Raw genomic sequence first — 14946 nt, 5'->3', positions numbered from 1 at the left:
GTTGATTAAAATTGGAAGTTAAACCCTACTGAATACACTTTTGGTCTTTGATAGAAACCATTGTCAATTCCTCCAAATACCTCAGGATCTACACCTTTATATTTTGTAATCACAAAAACATTTTGTGCCATTGCATTTACTCTTAAATTTGTTCCTTTTCCCATAAATTCTCCTGCATTATAAGCAATTGATAAATTGTCCATTCTAAGAAATGATGCATCTTCAATGAACATATCCGAGAAAAGTTGTGTTGCAGCAAACTGTGTTGTTAGAACACTTGAATTTGTATTGCTCAAGAAATTATTCGCCTGAATATTTGCAATTGAGCTATTAGAAGCAGAATTATTATAAACGTAATTTCCTAAAACAGCTCTAAGCGATGTACTAAATTCCCATTTCTTTACACTTACCTTTGTAGAAAAGCCTAAGATTACATCAGGATTTGGGGATTTATAGAAATATTTATCATCTTCAGTGGATTTTCCATCACCATTTCTATCAACATAAGCTCCTTCTAAAGGCTTTCCGTTACTATCATATACTTGTTGATACACATAAAATGCATTAAGGGGCTGACCCACTGTAATTGCTTGAATGTAGTTATTAATACCAGTAAGCGTTCCTACTTGAATTTTATATGATGAATCTACATATTGAGATAAACTTGTAACCCTAGGATTAAATCTGGTAGCATTAAGATTTACATCCCAAGTTATACTTTCATTTTTCACCGGAACCAAATTCAAGTTAGCTTCAAAACCTTTATTAGCAATAATTCCAACATTTTTAATATTAAAGTTACTTAAATCACCTGCCCAGGTAGGTACTTTTGCAATAAGGTTTTCAGATTTTTTATCAAAATAATCTATTGAACCACTAATTCTATTATTTAAAATTGCAAAGTCTAAACCTAAGTTTTTAGTAGTTGTTGTTTCCCAAACCAAATTCGGATTGTAAACATCCGGACGAAGTAAAGTATAGAAACTATTACCAAACTGATACTGGGCCGTGCTGCTATTACTATAAGAATAAGAACCGAATGCAGGATAGAAATTACCTGTTTCTTGCTGACCTGTTTTACCCCAGCCTGCTCTTATTTTTAATGAATTAATCGCTGAAATACTTTTTAAGAAACTTTCTTCATTAATCTTCCAGGCAACTGACACTGCTGGAAAATTCCCCCATAACTGGCTTTTATCAGCTCCATTCCAGAATGTAGAAGACCCGTCTCTTCTGATAGAACCATTGATAACATACTTATCTGCTATAGTAAAAATACCTCTGGCATAAAAAGACAGTAAAGTTCTCTGAGTATCTCCTGCAGTGGAAAAATCGGTTTTTTGCCCATTTCCATAATATGTAGGAGCTTCCGGAGTAATTGATCGTGTATCTTGATAAGAGTAACCACCAATAATATCCACAGTGGTATTAATTGCATTAATCTTTTTTACATAATTCAGATAAGATTCAAATAACTTACTTTTAATTTCCTGAGAATATGAACGATAAGATCCTAAAGTTCCAATTCCTTGAGCGTATTCTTTATATGTGTTAACAGAACCATCACTTTTTGCATAATCATAAGATCCTGTTATGCTCAATCTTAATTCAGGTAAAAAATGAAACTTATAATCTAGTTGTAAACTTGGAATAATCCTAAAGACAGATGAAATATCTCTTTTACCATATAATAAACCTAATGGGTTTCTTGTTCCATTTACGTTTAAACCTGTTGCTGTATTGGCAGGATCTAACCATTCATAATATCCTCCATATTTAGAATTCCCTGAATATACTGGTTGCGTTGGATCAAAATAAATGGAAGCTCCAATAGCTCCAGCATCTGGGAATCTGTTCTCAGAAAAAGTTCCTTTAAAATTACCATTAACTGTTAAATGATTATCAAAAAATTTAGGCGAAAAATTTAATCCTAATGAAGTTCTTCTGAATTCATTTGTCCTTACAATTCCGTTTTGCTCATTGTATCCTAAAGATACTCTATAGGGCAAACCTTTTACACCGCCTGAAAAGGCAACATTATTGTCTGTTCCCCAGGCTTGTTGATAAATTTTATCCTGCCAGTTAGTATCTGCAGTGCCGAGATAAGATTTTTGAGCACTCGTTCCAAAAGTATTCACAAAACTTCTAAACTGATCAGCATCCAAAACATCTACATTACCCATTTTAGTGGAGACAGAAAAATTAGTATTGAAATTAACTTTGAATTTACCTGCAGTGCCTTTTTTCGTTGTAATTAAAATAACCCCGTTCGAAGCTCTATTCCCGTAAATAGCTGCGGAAGATGCATCTTTTAAGATATCAAATGTTTCTATATCATTTGGGTTAATCAATGACAACGGATTCGTTGCTCCACTCAAACTGTTAAAATCAATAGGAACACCGTCGATAACAATTAGCGGGTCATTATTAATGAATGAAGAACCACCTCTTACTCTAATTGTAGAACCTGAACCAGGAGCACCACTGTTACCAGTAATTTGCACCCCAGGAGTTTTACCAACAATTAGTTGATCAGCAGTGGCTGCTCCCCCATTAAAATCTTTGGATGTTACTGAAGAAATAGATCCTGTAAGATCTGTCTTCTTCTGCTTACCATATCCAATCAAGACAACTTCCTCTATTTTCTTCTCCTGAGGAAGAGAATCTTTTTTCTGCGCATGTATTACTGTACTGGCCAGTAAAAAAGCTGGCGCAATTTTTAATACTGTTGTAAAATTCTTCACAATCTTATTTTTTTATAGTTTCGTTTTTCAGTCATATTTTGGCCTTATGCCAGACTTGCAATTTAAAAAAAAAATAGAATTATCATAAATTTAATATAATTTTAGTTAAAATTATGTATATTACGAAACCTATTTTAGTTAGTTTTTTAAATTCCAATATTTTACAACGTCTTATGTATTGCATACTATTTGTTTTAATTTAAGAAAATGTTAAACAATTGTTTAACTTAATTTCATATTCAGTCTTTCAAATTTGCATTCTGAAGCATAATAACACCTTCAATAGCGGTATTCAGCAGATATTCCTTATCTTTGCAGTTAAAACTTTACTATAAATGTCAAACAGAAAGATGATTACGGCAGCTTTGCCTTATGCAAACGGGCCGGTTCATATAGGACATTTGGCAGGTGTTTATATTCCTGCGGATGTTTACGCAAGATTTCAGAGAAGATTAGGAAAAGATGTAGCGTTTATCTGTGGTTCGGATGAGCACGGGATTCCTATTACCATAAGAGCTAAAAAAGAAGGAGTAACTCCTCAGGATATCGTGGACAAATATCACGAGATCATTAAAAAGTCTTTTGCTGATCTGGGAATTTCATTTGATGAATACTCCAGAACAACGTCTAAAAACCATTATGAAACAAGTCAGGATTTCTTCAAAGTTTTATACGAAAAAGGAAAATTCACTGAAGAAATTTCTGAACAGTATTTTGATGAGCAGGCAGGAGAATTCCTTGCTGACCGTTATATTGTAGGAACTTGCCCTAATTGTGGTAATGAAAACGCTTACGGAGATCAGTGTGAAAAATGTGGTTCTACCCTTTCTCCTTCTGAGCTGATTAATCCGAAATCAATGCTTAGCGGAAATGTTCCTATCCTTAAAGAAACAAAAAACTGGTATCTTCCGTTAAATGAATACGAAGACTTCTTAAATGAATGGATCATTGAAGGTCATAAAGATGACTGGAAGCCTAACGTATACGGACAGGTTAAATCATGGTTGAATGACGGCCTTAAGCCTCGTGCCATGACCAGAGACCTGAACTGGGGTGTTCCTGTTCCACTTCCCAATGCAGAAGGAAAAGTATTATACGTATGGTTCGATGCTCCTATCGGGTATATTTCTTTCACCAAAGAATGGGCGGAAAAGAATGGAAAAGACTGGAAAGACTACTGGCAGAGTGAAAACAGTGACCTGGTACATTTTATCGGAAAGGATAATATTGTATTCCACTGTATTATTTTCCCTTCAATGATGAAAGCTCACGGAGATTATATCATGCCTAAAAATGTTCCTGCTTTTGAATTCCTGAATCTTGAGAACGATAAGATCTCGACTTCAAGAAACTGGGCAGTATGGGCTCATGAATATGTAGAAGACTTCCCCGGACAGCAGGATGTTTTAAGATATGCTCTTCTTTCATCGGCTCCGGAAACTAAAGATAATAATTTTACATGGAAGGATTTCCAGACTAAGAATAATTCTGAATTGGTAGGGATCTTCGGAAACTTCATCAACAGAGTTGCTGTTCTTATTCATAAATATTATGATGGTGTAGTTCCGCAAGGAGATGTAAACAGTCCAGAATTGCAGGAAATAAGTAAATCTGCAAAAGAAATTTCAGGATTTCTTGAAAATTATGAGTTCAGAAATTCGTTAACTGCATTAATGAACCTTGCCCGTTTTGGAAACCAGTATCTTCAGACGGAAGAGCCTTGGAAAACCATTAAAGACAATCCTGAAAAAGCAGCTCAATCTTTATTCGTTGGGGCGCAAATAGCTGTTGCATTAGCTCAGTTATGTGAACCTTTCATGCCTTTCAGCTCTGAAAAGCTATTGAATATGTTCAATGTTGAGAAGAAAGACTGGAACACTATTGAAAACCAATCTGTATTGATTGAAACTGGTCATAAAATCAACGAATCATCTCTTCTTTTCTCAAAAATTGAGGATGATGTCATTGAAGCTCAGATCCAAAAGCTGGAAAACACAAAACAAAACAATAAAAAAACAAACCCTAACGCCAACCCTATGAAAGAGGAGATCACGTTTGATGACTTTACTAAAATAGACCTTAGAACAGCAACCATTTTAGAAGCTGAAAAAGTAGAAAAAGCAGATAAATTATTAAAACTTACTGTAGATACAGGAGTAGATGTAAGAACTGTTGTTTCGGGGATTGCAGAAAGTTTCACTCCTGAGGAAGTAATCGGGAAGCAGGTGATGATCCTTCTGAACCTTGCTCCTAGAAAGATCAGAGGAATTGAATCTCAGGGAATGTTATTATTAACAACAAAACCAGACGGAAAATTATCTTTCGTAACACCGGATGACAGAAATGTTGAAAACGGTATTGAGATCGGGTAATTAAAATCCTTATAAAGATCACAGGCTGTTTCATTAGAAGCAGCCTTTCTTTTATATACAGCTTATGGTCAGTAAAAATGTTTTAAGAAAGCTTTCCAATCAGGAATTGGAGGGATATTTAAAAGAAGGCAACCGCTTTGTTCCGGAGGCTGTTCAGGCAGCTTTTGAAATTCTGGAAGAAAGAGGGCGGGTTTTCAATGAGCAGGAAAAAACAGCTGTTCAGCAATTGATTCAAAATAAAAAGGAAGAAGAGCAAGCAAAACATACAGAAGAGGTTGAAGTCTGGAAAGATCATGTTACAGAAGATCCCAATGCCGTTAAGCTCCATTCAAGAATTACGATTCTTGTAGTCAGTGTTTTTTTTGGCACCATTCCGGGAGCCATTCTACTTTTTCTGAATTTAATACAATTAAAAAAGTATCCTGCCGCCATCTTGGCGCTGATATATGGATTTCTTTTTTTCATGGTGCAAAAATATGTTCTGTTATCCAATTTTGATCCCAATTCAATCTCACGGTTGAGCCCGGAAATAGGCGTTATAGCCGTAGGAGCACTTGGATTAATCATTATTTGGGTTGTGGCTACTCCAAAAAAGTTGCCATACCGCCAAAAATCCTACGTTCTTCCAGTGATTTTATGTGTAGCAAGCGCTGTTCTGATGTATTTTTATTTTCAGGAATGGTTTTCTTACTATCCGCTTGCAAGAACCATTCATCTATTCAGACAATGGTAAGGAGCTTATTCCCGCTATCCACTTTTACTCCTCGCGCCTGCCTAAATGGCTAACTCTTGCTGTGGGGTAACCGTTTCTATCGGGGCTAGGAACAGGCACAACAAAAGTCATTCCGGTGTACAGAATGACAATGTATTATTTTTTGAGATTGCTTCGCTTTCAGCTCGCAATGACTTGTTGTTAATTATTTCTTAGTAAGTTTCGCTAAGTAAGCATCTTCGTCTTTCAATACTCTTTCTATTTTGAAACCATTATTTGTGGCAGCATTTTTCAAGGTATTAAAATCAAGATACAGCCAGGTAATCGGTTCTTCAGATTCACCTTTATAATGAACCACATATTCCAGTTCTCCGTAGTATCCACCCGCCGGAATATACACTCCGCCATCTTTATCACGATCGAACATATAAAGAATATCCGTACTGTCAATTAAAACCTGTCCGCCATCATTCAGTAAAGTATGCAGTTTTTGAAGATAAGTATCAATTTTAGCAAGACTTTCAAAAACTCCGGTACCGTTCATCAACAGTAAAATGGTATCAAAAGTTTCTCCTGAGAAATTAAGCATATTTTCACAAACTGCTTTTTTAATTCCCCTTAACTTACAGACCTCAACGGATTTGGGTGAAATATCCAAAGCCGTCACCTCAAGATTTCTTTCATTTTGGAGGTATAAAGAATGAGAACCTGCACCCGCTCCGATATCCAGAACTTTTCCGTTGGATAACTGCAGTGCTTTCTGCTCAATATCATTCATTTCTTCAAAATCTCTGAATAAATAATCCACCGGAAGCTCATCCAGCTCAGAGATTGATGTTTCAGTCTGCAAATCTTCCGGATTTTCATTGTGGTAATAATCCCAGATCGCTCTGCCCATTAAATCTTTCATAGTGCAAAGATACAGCTTCAGAAACTAAAGTTCAAAGCTGGTGATTCACGTTTTTGAGTTACGGACTCTTGTTGTTTTTCATTATAGCGTTTGGGTACATTATTAGATCGCAATTTTTTGAAGATGCTCATACTCTTTTAAGGAAAGCTGGAAGTTATTTATGATGTACATCCAATAAAATTACAATAACTTCTTTTAAGATAAAGAGGTTACATAAAACAAATAGCTATAACCCGGCTTTCAGTACTTCCCACTTCCAGCATCCAGCTTCCCTCGTTAGAAAACGTAAAATCCCAGCCCAATGAAGGACCAGGATTTTACTGGTGAAAAACAAGGTATTCTTTATACTGCAGGCCCTGCAGCGTCTTTTATCTCTTCCAATAATTTTTTTCTTTCGCGAAGTCTTCTTCTTGCAATAACGGATTTACCACCAAGAACCCTTACAAATCTGAAATACTGAAAACGTTTGGCACCAAAATGATGGGTAGCAACATAAATAAGCACTCCAAATCCGACCAGAATAATATATCCAAATATCTTTTTGGCAGCTATGATGACTGCATTGAGCTGGATGGCTTTCATATTGGCGGCTACATTCTGAGGAGTAATAGTCATTCCGTCCATATAAACTGCAAGATCACCCATTGCTGTAAGCTGAAAACGGTACTGAAACCATGAATAGAGTGTTGAAAAAATTCCTACGGCAAGGAAAGTTCTCCAAACCAATACAAGTCCGATGGCTGCCAGCATTTCATCCATTTCAAGCTTATCCAGCGTATAAAACCATACGGAAATAAACAATGAACACATTCCATAACCTTTTAAGAACATCGGCAGATACCAGTTGTCATAACTGAACTCCAACACCATTGAAAAGTACATGATAATGGCATATCCTACCATTGAGGCAAAACCGGAAAAAATGTACATTTTCAAAGGTTTTTCTTTTTTGAACCAGAAAATGGCAATGACACCGGCTAAAATAATTCCCGGAATCATCAGCAAACTCAATCTGGTATTCGTCAATTGATCATATCCTAAAACTCCCACTGCAAAAGTATTCTGAATAGAAGCAGTTCCCAGAAACATTCCCAGCCAGAAAAGCATGAATAAGCCGTGCTGTACATTATTTTTTGTGAAAATTTTAAATGAAAGGTAGGGGCGTTTTAAAGTCAGCTGACGGATAGAAAGCAGTGCAAAACTTACAAAAGCGGCAATACTCGCATTCATTATATTCTGGGAATTAAACCAATCCTGCTGTCTTCCAAATGAATATACATACGCCGAAAACATAAATGTGGAAATGAAAAGCAAAATACTCAGCCAGTCAATATAATGCAGGGGAACTTTTAACGCAAAATATTTATTATGCATAAAAATCCAGTGTATTAAAGCTAAAATAAAGCATAAAACGGCTGTGAGCAGGTAAAACTGCTGCCAGTTATAAAGAAGGGCAAACTCAGCCGCATAGTAGGTAGCTACCTGGTTCATTACCAGAACGAAGGTATAGAAAGCTCCGTAAAATATTCCCCTGTTTCCGATCATAACCATCAATGGCAGGAAAAGCTCTATGGTAACCATCATTTTCATAAAACCAATCAATAAAGAAGTAAAAATAAAAATCATGGGCTGTAAAGTCGTCCCATTCACGTAGCTCAGCACTCCTAAAAACATCAGGAGCACAACCATCTTATCTCTTACTTTGAATCTCATTTTGATTCTGAGAACAACAGGCATACAGGCTCCCATCCCAATGGTAGTGGCGTAATTGGCCCACATAAAATACTCTGTCATGGCTCCGGTACCGCTTACCAGAGAACTGATATTTCCGGTATACACCCCACCGATTGGCATTACCACAGTAAGCAGCAATACAATCAACAGCAGCTGTACGGGTTTGGGTACCCAGTCGTTATATAATCCTTTATTGTACATAATGAATATAGAAGTTAGAGGTTAGAAAATAGAAGTTAGTGACTGAAAATTTTCAGCTTAACATCTGCATTTTCCAATCTTTTAATCTTTCAATGATTAAATTTTTAAATTACTGACCAATATTCACGTTCATATTCATTCCGGCACTCAGTTTATCCAGATCTTCTTTTTTGTTGGAAGCTGTAAACTCTATTCTTACAGGGATTCTCTGCTGTACTTTGATAAAGTTTCCGGTAGAATTGTCTGTAGGCACGCTTGAATACCTTGATCCGGTAGCCGCTGAAACTGCAGTCACAATTCCTTCAAATTTTTTCCCTCCCAAAGCATCAGCCGTCATGGAAATTTTTTCTCCGACTTTGATATTCGGCATCTGGCTTTCCAGGAAGTTGGCAGTTACCCACTTCTGGCCATTCAGAACAATCGTGGCAACCTGCTGTCCGGGTTGAATCAACTGACCTTCAGAGATTGTTCTTCTTCCCATTACTCCATCATAAGGTGCTGTAATTACAGTATACGAAAGATTAATTTTCGCCATATCCAAAGCAGATTTTGTTCTTTTAATTTCAGCATCATTAATTCCCAATCTGCTTTTTACTTCGGTAGTGGAAAGGTTAGCAGATTGTTTTTGGTTCACTAAGGTTTCATAAGCAGCCTTTTGCGCATCATATTCAGTTTTCACCTGATCATATTGCTGTCTGGTAACTGCTTCGGCTGCCAAAAGGTTTTTATATCGGTTTAAATTCTGTTCAGCATTCCATAATCTTGCTTTTGCTCCTGCGATATTGGACTGCATTACATTGATATTGTTGGAAACTGTATTCACGGAAGAGCTGGTAGCTGTTTTTTGTGCCATCGCATTCTGATAAGCTGCTTCTGCCTGCCCCAGCTGTGTAAGAATTTCGCGATCATCAAGTATTACCAGAGTATCTCCTTTTTTAACACGCTGATGTTCAATGAACTTGATTTCTTTGATATAAGCAGAAACTCTCGTATTGATAGGGTTAATAAATTCCTCTACCTGAGCCGCTTCCGTATAGGTTTTGCTTCCGATATGGAAATATTCACGTATTAACCAGAATAACCCGAAACCGATCACCAGAAAAACGATGATATTGGAGATGATTGCTCTGATTTTATTGGTTTTATTTTTCTTTTTTTTATTCTCTGCGGTGGATGCTGCCGGATTTGGTGTTGTATTTTGTGTGGTTTGTCCCTTGTTTCCCATTGTATTGATTTTCAGTTTTAAAAATTAAAGTGTTCCTGTAGATTTCAAAAGGTTGTAATACTGATACAGAACATTGATTTCAGCATTGGCATAATCAAGCTCTGCCTGCAGTTTTTGGTTCTGCGCATCAATCATTTCTGCCTGTACAGCCAGTTGATTCAGATATTTGGCTTCCGTAATCTTATAGTTTTCTTCCGCCAGTCTTTTGGAATCATTCAGAATATCAGCCTGCTGAATCGCTTCCTGGTATTTGGTATACGCTGCATTCACCGCCATATCTACATTCTGCTGAACCAGAGTCAGTGCGTCATTCGCCTGATCCTTTTGTAGTTCCCCTAATTTTACTTTCTCTTTTGTTTTATAAAGCGTATCAATGTTGTAGCTCAAAGAAACCCCTGTCTGCCAGCCCCCTGAATACATATCCAAAACAGGATTTCTTGTCGTGATAGGTCTTTGCAGCGTATATCCGCCAAATCCGGCAAGTGTAGGTGAATTGTCTGTTTTGATAATTTCAATATTTTTATCTGCAACAGCAATGTTTTTTTGAGCAGATTTCAGTAATGGATTGCTTTCATGAGCCAGCTCTCTGTAATACTCCATACCGATTCCGGATTCTTTATTCTCCAGACTTTCCGTAGGGATAATCTCCGTATCAGAGGATAGGCCTAATGCAATATTCAGATTATAATTAAGGATTTTTTTATTATTGGTAAGGGTAAGAATTCCCTGATCCAGGTTTTTGATAGCCAATTCTCCACGAATGACCTCATTTCTTGTGACCATTCCCTGCTGATAGAATTTCTGGATATTTTTCAAACGTTCCTGAGCCAGTTTTTTATTATTCTGAAATACCTCTTCCTGATTAATGATCTTATAGACATCCAGATAATTGGAAATCACTAAGAATTTCACGTCCTGTTTGTTTTTCTCTAAATCCAGTTCGGAAAGCTGCTCGCGAAGCCCCGCCATTTCGATAGATTTATTTACCAATCCTCCTTTGAAGATCAGTTGCGTGGCCTGTACCGCATACGAACTTCCGTAATGCGGCATCGGAACGTTTGTAGAATTCGAAAAGTCTTTATCAATAGCGACTGCATCTCCCAAATAGAACTGACTTGTAGAAGCGGTAATCGTAGGAAGTTTCTGAAGCTTAACGACATTCATATTTTGTTTTGCTATACCAATATTCTGCGCAGAAACTTTGAGCTGCTGATGATTCTGAACAGCGAGTTCCGCCACCTCACCTGCAGTCATCTGTTTGATCTGTTGTGAAAAAAACAGCGCAGGAAAAGCTGCTATCAGTACAGATAGTGCTGTTTTTATTTTCTTTGTCATTTTACCTTGTTTTACAGATGCAAAGTTAGATCAACAACAAAATCAATCAAATGTTTGATTTTTGGAAAAAGATGTTCAAATGTAAGATTTTAATTTTCGAACTGATGTCTGTACTGTGTAGGACTTACCTCCAGATGCTTCTTAAAAAAGTGAGAAAACGAGTATTGATCACTGAATCCGAGAATAGAAGAAATCTCTGAAACCGGTTTATTGGAAGAGTTTAGGAGCACTTTCGCCTCGTTGATCACAATTAAGGCGATGATCTGGCTTGCAGATTTTCCCGTGATCGCCTTTACTACAGAAGAAAGATGTCTGGTTGTAATTGACTGCCGTTCGGCATAGAACTCAACGGTTCTCTCGGTAAGATGATGCTCTGCGAGGTCGGTAAGAAATACGAATACAATCTCTTCCTGTCTGGACATCTGGTTCATAGAGCTGTTATCTTCCTTAGAAATAATTCCTGCCATCTGATAGCAGAAAACGGAGAAAAGATGCTCCACCATTTCCTTTTTATAAAGCATTTCGGTATCAGAATCCAGAATATATTTCAGAAAATTGACACTTTTCCATACGACCTCCATTTCGTCCTCATGAAAAGGAACTCCTTTATTCATCTGCTGCCTGAAATATCGATACGTAATCAGACGGTTAAATTTCAATGATAAGGCAGAAATAAATTCTCTTTTGTAAGAAACCATCCTCGACTGAAAATCATCAGTTACTCCCACCACTTCGTAAATGGTTTGCGGATCGGTTACCATAAACATATTGGCAGAAACCTCCAGATCACTGAAGTGCTGACGGAGTTTTATAGTTCCTGATTTAATAAAAATAAAAGCAGGATTTTCGGGGCGAAACGGTTTACCCACAGCTATTCGCTCGAAAATATTATGTTCGGTAAAAATATCAACGCCAAATTTTTCCAGGGCAGACATAAGACAAATGTAAGCAATCTTACCAGTGATTACAAAATTTTATTATTTTAGCAGGAATCCAATTTCCCTTCAGCATGAGAAAGGTTGATCTATTATTTGCCGAATACAGTAAAAGCCATAGAAACGCGACTAACAAGTTCATTCACTGGATTTGTGTGCCCTTAATTTTCTGGACAATTCTGGGGTTCGCCTCCCTGATTCCCTCACCACATTTCTGCACTTCCTACTTCGGATGTGCAAGTATTATAAGCCTTTTGGTGATTACTCTGATCACTCTGTTCTATGTAAGGCTCTCTTTATTGATCGCTATTATAATGATCGTGATCATGCTTATGATGGAACATTTCATCTATCTGACCAATATTAGTTTCGGAAAACAATCATGGATGGTTTACCTTTCTGTATTTATCATCACATGGATTTTTCAGTTTATAGGCCATAAAATTGAAGGAAAAAAGCCTAGTTTCCTTAAAGATCTGCAGTTTCTTCTGATAGGACCCATATGGCTGTTAGGCTTTGTTCTTAAAAAAGCAGGAATCAGATATTAATCTTCCAGCGCATAAACAGCAAAACTGGCCAGCCAGTGATCTCCACCGTAATTTCCCTGGAAAAGCAGCGGCAATCCGTTATTTAGAAATACATCTGCTGTTTTCCTGAAATCTTTTTTCAGAGGATGATTGGCAGGAAGTGCATTGGAAATTCCTTTCATACACCATGCTTTGGAAAAAGATAATCCTACAAGGTGAACGGTCTGATAATCGCTCAGATCACTCACTACCGGAATTCTTTCAACATTTTCCAGACTCCTTTTTTCATAGAAGGCATTCAGCCACTGTACAAATTCTTTTTGAGGAAGGACCCTACGCATCAGATCTGCAATTTCCAGACTTGGCGAAAAGAAATCCGACCCATCCGGTTCCAGATAAGCAGGCGTTTTCTGATCTTTTAAGAAAAAGTATTTAGCCTTTTCCATCAGCTGATTTTCGAATTCTTTATCTTTATTTGCTCTTGCCCAGTCTATAGCAAAAGCCATTGCAAATGCAGTGTTTGGGTGAACTCCGGTTCTGTTTGGGTAAGTTTGTTTTGGAAGATAGGTTTTCCAGGACTTCAGGATCTGATCTGTAAGTGGTTTCAGGTTTTGATGCCATATTGTAGCTTTCGGATGATCCCAGTTGGTCAGTTCTTCATCCAGCTTTAAGATCCACGCCCAGCCATAGGTTCTTTCAAAAGTTCCCGTCAGCTGATATTTTGTAAAATAATCTGCTTCTGCTTGCAGTTTCTCTTTCTGAAATGATTCGTCAAGAATTTTTTCAATGTCTTTGGCATTAGAGAGATTGGGTTTTGTTTTCAAAAGCCTTGTCAGCATCCAATGTCCATGAACAGAGCTATGCCAGTCGAAACATCCGTAGAAACTGGGGTGAAGATCTTTTGGAGTTAAAGGAACTTCGCCTGCATTATTGATGATGTGGGCCGTTTTATTCGGATATTCCTGGTTGATACAGTGAAGAGGTTTGTCAGATAATTTCATCGCCATATCGTCTGTAAGTTTCGGAGCTTCCTGGGCATACATCAGAAATGGAGAAAACACAAATGCTAAAAGACTTTTTTTCATGATTTAAAAATAAAAATAATTTATCAGTCTCAGCAATTTTCAGATCGGTTTTAGAGCTATTTATTGATTTTGTATTAACATTCTTTCGTTTTAAATTTTCATTCATTTTACAAATGGTCATTTTTGAGCACACTTTTTGATCGTATCCATAAAAAACTAACTAGCCATGAAAAAAATGATTTTCCTGTTATCAGGTCTTATCCTGATCAATTGCAGCAAATCAGGGGGTGAACAACAGGAAGTGAAAGCCGACCTGATGGAAGTTCTAACCGAAGATAAAGCCCCTTCTCCTGCAGCGGCACCTCCACCTCCACCACTTTCTGTCTCCGAAAAGCTGGTATCTGATGAAAATGTTACAAACAAAGAAACTTATATCCCTAAGAAAACAGATACGATCTCTAAAAAAATCATCAAAAACGGAGATATGAAGATTCAGGTGGGTGATATCAAAAAGACACAGAATCAGGTCTATGAGATCATCAAGAAAAACAATGCTTACATCCAGAAAGAAGAGTTTCAAAATACGGATATGGATGATAATCTAAGCCTGATTATCCGCGTGCCTCATAAAAATTTTGATGCTCTGATCCATTCATTTTCGGATGGTGTAGGAACTGTTTTGTCTAAAAATATTTCATCTAATGATGTAACAGAAGAATATACGGATATAGCCATAAAGCTGGCCAATAAAAAGATATATCTGGAAAAATACCGTGACCTGCTTAAAAAGGCAGCTACCACAAAAGATATGCTTGAAATTCAGGAAAACATACGCGATCTGGAAGATGAGATTGATGTGGCAGAAGGGAGTCTTCGTTTTATTGATGACCGTGTGAATTACAGCACTCTGAATTTAAATTTATATAAAGAAAAAGTGAGAAGTTCAGCAACCTCAAAAATAGGTTTTGGAAGCCGGTTTGTAGATTCGGTAACGGAAGGCTGGAACAGTTTTGTAAGCTTTATGCTCGGAATCATTTCTCTGTGGCCTTTCTTTTTGCTTATTCCTGTTATTATTTTTATTTGGAGAAAATGGAAATCAAAGAAAGAAGATTAAAATTAACTTATTAAGAATCCGGGCATCAAAGATGCCCGGATTTTCACTGCATTACCAGCATTTTATTCCGTTTCCAGTGTTTGTTTAAAATCAATAACAATGCAATAGTCTT

Annotated in this window: 11 protein-coding genes; 4 read left to right on the top strand and 7 right to left on the bottom strand. The window is 37.0% G+C overall.

Going from position 1 to position 14946, the window contains the following annotated elements:
* Nucleotides 1-5 precede the first annotated feature (5 nt).
* Nucleotides 6-2744 carry a SusC/RagA family TonB-linked outer membrane protein gene (locus tag EK417_RS08625; RefSeq protein WP_136521919.1) on the bottom strand — a complete coding sequence of 913 codons (2739 nt, stop codon included), beginning with the start codon at nucleotides 2742-2744 and terminating at the stop codon, nucleotides 6-8.
* A gap of 335 nt (nucleotides 2745-3079) precedes the next feature.
* Here EK417_RS08625 and metG point away from each other — a divergent pair, with 335 nt between their 5' ends.
* Complete coding sequence (gene metG / locus EK417_RS08620; protein WP_136521918.1) at nucleotides 3080-5116, top strand: methionine--tRNA ligase; 2037 nt, start codon at nucleotides 3080-3082, stop codon at nucleotides 5114-5116.
* 64 nt (nucleotides 5117-5180) lie between these two features.
* Complete coding sequence (locus EK417_RS08615; protein WP_076594242.1) at nucleotides 5181-5849, top strand: hypothetical protein; 669 nt, start codon at nucleotides 5181-5183, stop codon at nucleotides 5847-5849.
* A gap of 184 nt (nucleotides 5850-6033) precedes the next feature.
* On the opposite strand, the gene EK417_RS08610 is transcribed toward EK417_RS08615, so the two are convergent.
* The 5 genes from EK417_RS08610 to EK417_RS08590 all read right to left on the bottom strand — a co-directional run bounded on the left by EK417_RS08610 (nucleotide 6034) and on the right by EK417_RS08590 (nucleotide 12168).
* Nucleotides 6034-6738, bottom strand: coding sequence for a class I SAM-dependent methyltransferase (locus EK417_RS08610; protein ID WP_136521917.1), 705 nt, complete (start codon nucleotides 6736-6738; stop codon nucleotides 6034-6036).
* 342 nt (nucleotides 6739-7080) lie between these two features.
* Nucleotides 7081-8673: an MFS transporter gene (locus tag EK417_RS08605; RefSeq protein WP_136521916.1), complete on the bottom strand. Its 1593-nt coding sequence runs from the start codon at nucleotides 8671-8673 to the stop codon at nucleotides 7081-7083.
* Nucleotides 8674-8782: 109 nt separating this feature from the next.
* Nucleotides 8783-9898 (bottom strand): HlyD family secretion protein, encoded by a 1116-nt coding sequence (locus EK417_RS08600; protein WP_136521915.1) that lies wholly within the window; start codon nucleotides 9896-9898, stop codon nucleotides 8783-8785.
* A 24-nt stretch (nucleotides 9899-9922) separates the two neighbouring features.
* On the bottom strand, nucleotides 9923-11233 hold the full coding sequence (locus tag EK417_RS08595) for a TolC family protein (RefSeq protein WP_076594238.1): 1311 nt from the start codon (nucleotides 11231-11233) through the stop codon (nucleotides 9923-9925).
* Between the two features lie 89 nt (nucleotides 11234-11322).
* Nucleotides 11323-12168, bottom strand: a complete 846-nt coding sequence (locus EK417_RS08590; RefSeq protein WP_076594237.1) for a helix-turn-helix domain-containing protein — start codon at nucleotides 12166-12168, stop codon at nucleotides 11323-11325.
* A gap of 74 nt (nucleotides 12169-12242) precedes the next feature.
* Between EK417_RS08590 and EK417_RS08585 the strand changes: the two genes are divergently transcribed.
* The gene (locus tag EK417_RS08585) at nucleotides 12243-12716 is read left to right on the top strand and encodes an Mpo1 family 2-hydroxy fatty acid dioxygenase (protein WP_076594236.1); all 474 of its coding nucleotides are present in this window, start codon (nucleotides 12243-12245) and stop codon (nucleotides 12714-12716) included.
* Here the strand turns inward: EK417_RS08585 and EK417_RS08580 are convergent.
* On the bottom strand, nucleotides 12713-13780 hold the full coding sequence (locus EK417_RS08580; protein WP_076594235.1) for a DUF2891 domain-containing protein: 1068 nt from the start codon (nucleotides 13778-13780) through the stop codon (nucleotides 12713-12715). The genes EK417_RS08585 and EK417_RS08580 overlap by 4 nt on opposite strands.
* A gap of 166 nt (nucleotides 13781-13946) precedes the next feature.
* On the opposite strand from EK417_RS08580, the gene EK417_RS08575 reads away from it, so the two are divergent.
* Nucleotides 13947-14834, top strand: a complete 888-nt coding sequence (locus tag EK417_RS08575) for a DUF4349 domain-containing protein (RefSeq protein ID WP_136521914.1) — start codon at nucleotides 13947-13949, stop codon at nucleotides 14832-14834.
* Nucleotides 14835-14946: the final 112 nt, after the last annotated feature.

Origin of the sequence: Chryseobacterium candidae (assembly GCF_004916905.1) — a bacterium.
GTDB classification, from domain to species: domain Bacteria; phylum Bacteroidota; class Bacteroidia; order Flavobacteriales; family Weeksellaceae; genus Chryseobacterium; species Chryseobacterium candidae.
This window is presented reverse-complemented; position numbering and strand designations above follow the sequence as displayed.